Origin of the sequence: Streptomyces phyllanthi (assembly GCF_009377205.1) — a bacterium.
GTDB classification, from domain to species: domain Bacteria; phylum Actinomycetota; class Actinomycetes; order Streptomycetales; family Streptomycetaceae; genus Streptomyces; species Streptomyces phyllanthi.
The window spans coordinates 1-4,325 of record NZ_VJZE01000617.1; the positions used below are offsets into that span (position 1 = coordinate 1).

Annotated in this window: 4 protein-coding genes and 2 pseudogenes; 3 read left to right on the forward strand and 3 right to left on the reverse strand. The window is 69.0% G+C overall.

Annotated features, from left to right (window positions below):
• Positions 1–117: 117 nt before the first annotated feature.
• Complete coding sequence (locus tag FNH04_RS42140; RefSeq protein WP_228031951.1) at positions 118–522, forward strand: DUF6281 family protein; 405 nt, start codon at positions 118–120, stop codon at positions 520–522.
• A 67-nt stretch (positions 523–589) separates the two neighbouring features.
• Here the strand turns inward: FNH04_RS42140 and FNH04_RS42145 are convergent, their stop codons facing one another.
• Complete coding sequence (locus FNH04_RS42145; RefSeq protein ID WP_322725437.1) at positions 590–1,444, reverse strand: hypothetical protein; 855 nt, start codon at positions 1,442–1,444, stop codon at positions 590–592.
• A 133-nt stretch (positions 1,445–1,577) separates the two neighbouring features.
• Positions 1,578–1,950: pseudogene (locus FNH04_RS42150) on the reverse strand (hypothetical protein).
• Positions 1,951–2,031: 81 nt separating this feature from the next.
• On the opposite strand from FNH04_RS42150, the gene FNH04_RS42155 reads away from it, so the two are divergent.
• Both FNH04_RS42155 and FNH04_RS49180 read left to right on the forward strand, forming a co-directional pair.
• The gene (locus FNH04_RS42155) at positions 2,032–2,151 is read left to right on the forward strand and encodes a DUF397 domain-containing protein (RefSeq protein ID WP_322725439.1); all 120 of its coding nucleotides are present in this window, start codon (positions 2,032–2,034) and stop codon (positions 2,149–2,151) included.
• A 291-nt stretch (positions 2,152–2,442) separates the two neighbouring features.
• A pseudogene (locus tag FNH04_RS49180) lies at positions 2,443–2,643 on the forward strand (DUF6247 family protein); the annotation flags it as partial.
• Between the two features lie 186 nt (positions 2,644–2,829).
• Here FNH04_RS49180 and hemC read toward each other — a convergent pair.
• The gene (gene hemC / locus FNH04_RS42165; protein WP_152791526.1) at positions 2,830–3,762 is read right to left on the reverse strand and encodes a hydroxymethylbilane synthase; all 933 of its coding nucleotides are present in this window, start codon (positions 3,760–3,762) and stop codon (positions 2,830–2,832) included.
• Positions 3,763–4,325: the final 563 nt, after the last annotated feature.

Below are 4,325 nucleotides of genomic sequence, written 5' to 3' on the forward strand. Positions count from 1 at the left end.
GGGTGGGGCGACAAGTGGTCGCCGCCGGAACGGAAAAGGTTGCCGATCACCGAACGAACCTGGATGGTCGTGCGTCGAAGCCTGGAGGGCTGGACTGAACTGAGAGGGGATGCCGCGATGACCGCTGACGTCGTGGGTGTACGACGCGTACTCGTCGCCACGGGGGCCGCCGTGCTGTTCGGCACGGGCGCCATCGGCTGCACGGCTGTGTCGGACGGGGGCTCGGCGTCCTGCGCGATCGTGGTGACGTACGAGGGCCGTACCTATCAGGACATCGGCGCCGTCGACGTCCCCGTGGAGACGACCGGCGAACTCGGCAGGGCCACGCACCCGCCGTGCAACGACACGGGCGGCGAGGAGGACGACGAGGAGTCGTGGGAGTCGCCCGCGTACGCGGTCAAGGGCGTCGACCCGACCGTCGCCATCGCGGTCGGCGGCAGCCCGGAGGACGCGACGCTGGTCGCCGTCGACGAGGTGGAGGATCTCCCGGCCGAGGTCAGGGAGCTGCTGGACGGCTCGTGAGGGTGGCGGGCACCAGTCCGACAGCACGGTGCCCCCGCGCGGGGCGGGGGCACCGTCGGAGAGGCTTTCAGCTGGTGCAGGTCTTCGGGTCCAGCTTCTCCTCGATCTTGTCCTCACGGCCGTCGGGCTGGCCGTTGGGGAGGATCTTGTCGGAGACGCCGTCGATGTAGTAGCCGTACGAGTAGATCGTCTTCCAGCTCGCGTCCCGGCCGCGCCAGGTGTGCGTGGTGACGTCACCGCCACCCTTGTTCCACTGGTAGTCCTCGACGTAGAAGATCGGGTTCACACGCACCACGCGCTGGTACGGCGTCCAGGTCACGGCCACCTGCCTGCACGGTGGGATGGTCTTCTCGCTGCGGGTCTCGAACCGGGACTCCTTCTCCCAGCCCCACTCGTAACCGGCGCTGCCGCCCACGCCGCCCGTGAAGATGCTCTTGGCGAGGGAGAGGCTGATCTCGCCCCCGACGCTCTTCTTGGCGAACGTCTTGGTGCTGTAGCTGCTGACGAAGGTCTCCTTGTCGTCCGCCGAGCCCCGGTTGCCGATCCACCGGGACGTGCGGACCGGCTCTCCCTTGATGGACCAGGTCGAGGACTCGGCGTAACCGCACCAGCCGCGGAAGAGCTCCCACGGCCCGGCGGGCTTCCACAGGCCGAAGACGTCCCGCAGGTACTCGTCCCGGGTCTTGAACTCGCCGGTGTCGACGTTGAGGGCGCCGTAGACGCCCGTCAGGCTCGTCTTCTGGTTGCAGAGCCGCTCGATCATCAGATCGGTGTTGCCCGGGTCCACGCCCCGGATGTTCGTCGCCCCGCCCGGGCCGGTGGCGGCGTGGGCGGTACCGGAAGTGGCCATCAGGCCGGTGACGGCGAGGGCCGCGGACACGCCGGCGACGGCCCACTTCTTCAGTCCGGATACGAGTTTCACTCGTGCACTCTCCTGCTGCTCCGGGGGCGCGGAAGGGCCCCGGCGTTGCTGTGTGGGGGGTCAGACCGGTGGTGAGGATGTGCGCGAGGACCACCGGAGCTAGGAAGTGAACACGTCAAAACTCACATCGGGGTCACGACTTCATCAGAGAATTCTCAGAGGCCTCGTGACCTGCGTCTCCGCGCCGAAATGCATCGCGGGCGCCGATCCGCTCACCCCTGCTGACGGCGATGCGGATCACTTCGCGCAGGGATTCGGTCGCCCGGGTGAGCGCGAAACGCACCGCGCGCTCACCGGCTTTCGAGTCGGCGAGGACAGCTCTGGCGCCCGCGAACACCTCTTCGCCGGACCGGAGTTGGGCGGCCTCCACGGTCATCGGCGAGCCGGGAGAGCCTGCTGGCGTCGTGGGCCGCGCTGAGGTAGCAGGGCCTGCCGTCGGGAGTGGTCCAGGGCAGCAGACGGAGGCGGTCGAGCGGCTGTACGTCGCCGGGATCCGGGGAGGTCACGCGGCGACCTCCACTCCGTGGATACGGCGCGGGCCGACGTCGATCCCGTAGGTGGCGAGCCACAGGGTGCGGCGCCGTTGCGTGGTCCCCGTCCGCGACAGCAAGATCCCGGCGGCGCGTCCGCTGGTCTTCTCAGCCGCCTCCTGGTCCGCGTTCATGGAGGGCGTCAGGGGTGAGGCGGGTGTGGACACCGTCGGGTGAAAGGGGTGCTAAACCGGGACGGGAAGGCGTGCTGTCCGGTCACGGTGATCGCATGCCAGAGATCACGACCACAGGCCACCCCCCCCGGCGGCTCGGCACCTCACCGCCAACCTGTACGCCCGGGGCGCCCCGAAGATCCGTGCCCAGGGTCTGCTGCCTCTGTCGGAGCCAGTGCGCGGGCGATCCGCGCGGGCACGGTGAGCGCGGCTATGGCCGTACCGACGGCACGTCGAAGGAGGACATCGATCATGGCTGCCCACGCTGCGGAATCCGAGCCGGTCGTCCCCCCCCATGCCCGAGCGGACTCCGAAGGCGCTGCGCGAGGCTATCGCCGAGCACGCTCCCCAGCTCCTCCCCGACTTCGACAAACACTGGAAGTGGGCGATCGCCGACACGTATGACCTTCGCCCTGTACCTGCGTTCGTGGCCCGCTGGTGGATCGAGTACGCGATCGCCCGTGATCCGAAGCTCGATGCTCACCTGCACGACCTGGAACACCGTGCGGCTGAGGCCACCGACATTGCCGAGGCCAGGGCCCTCCTCGACGAGGCGTCGAGGATTCGCCATCAGGCGCATCCCGGGGGTGGCTCCGCCCCCGGGGAGCCCCGTCCCGTCAAGGAAGAGACAAGCCGTGCAGCGCGCACACCTGGTGGTGCCAGGCGGGCCTTCACGTGTGGGTCAGTGGGCGATGCTGTCGATCAGGTCTCGGGCGCCCTGGCGGAGGAGTGCGACGGCGACGGAGGTTCCGAGAGTTGCCGGGTCGAGGCGGCCGGCCCACTCGTGTGCGTTGAGGACCGTTTTCCCGTCCGGGGTGAAGACACAGGCGCGGAGGGAGAGTTCCCCGCTACTCGAGGTGCTGGCGTACCCGGCGATCGGGCTGTTGCAGTGCCCTTGGAGGACGTGGAGGAACATGCGCTCCGCGAGGGTCTCCCGGTGGGTGACGGGGTCACCGAGGCCGCTGACGGTGTCGATCGTTGCGGTGTCGTCGTCCCGGCACTGGAGGGCGAGGACGCCGGCACCGATGGGCGGCATCATCGTCTCTACCGGTAGGGCCTCGGTGATGACGTCGGCTCGGCCGATGCGCTCCAGGCCGGACACGGCCAGGAGGAGGGCGTCCGCCTCACCGCCGGTGAGCTTTTCGAGACGCCGGTTGGCATTGCCTCGCATCGGCACGCACTCCAGGTGCGGGTGGGAGGCGGCGAGTTGCGCGATCCGGCGGACGGAGGAGGTGCCGATGCGGGTGCCGGCGGGGAGTTCGTCCAGGGTCCGGCCTGCCGGGTCCACGAGGGCGTCCCGGATGTCGTCGCGCTTGAGGAACGCGGCGAACGTCGTCCCGGCGGGGAGCGGGCGATCCGCCGGCACGTCCTTGACGCAGTGGACGGCGAGGTCCGCCTCACCTGCGAGGAGTGCGGCGTCAACCTCCTTTGTGAAGGCACCCTTCCCTTCGACGAGGGAGAGGTCACCCATCCACTTGTCACCGGTCGTCTTCACCGGTAGGACCTCGGTGCGCACCGTGGGATGGAGCGCGGCCAGCTCCGCGCGGACGCGCTCCACTTGTGCGAGTGCCATCGGGGAGTCGCGGGAGACGATACGGATCAGATCAACCGGCATGAGGGCACGATAGCCCTCGGACGCGGGCCCCGATGGCCAATCCGGATGCCCAGGACATCGGTCCGGCGCGGAGGTCGGGCTCCTCGGGGAGCCGCTTGAGGAAGCAGTCCACGCGCGGCTGGTGGTCATCGGGCCACGTGGCCTGCGGGAGCATGTCGTCCACGTGATCGCCCGCCGATACCCGAGCCGAGTGGTGTCGCCCCGTCCACCAATGCGCGCAGCGCGTGATCGCTGCGCAGGGACAGGCTCGTGGAGACGGCACCGTGAGCCCTCAGGCGCATACCACGTGACATGTCACCGCACCGCACCACGATCTCGCCCGCCAGCGTCAACTTCCGGTCAGTAAACGGTAGTTGAGTTAGGCCTCCCTGACCCCTGCACTAACTTTGAGCACGCTGTCTCTGTTCATGACTCAACGATCTCGAACGGAGTACGTGTGCCCAGACATCGCGTCGCAAGCTTATGGACGGGCGGGGCCCTTGCGGCCGGACTGCTCGTCACCGCCCTGACCGATCCGGCCGGCGTATCCCCGGCACTGGCCTCTTCCCCCGCCTCCCCTACCT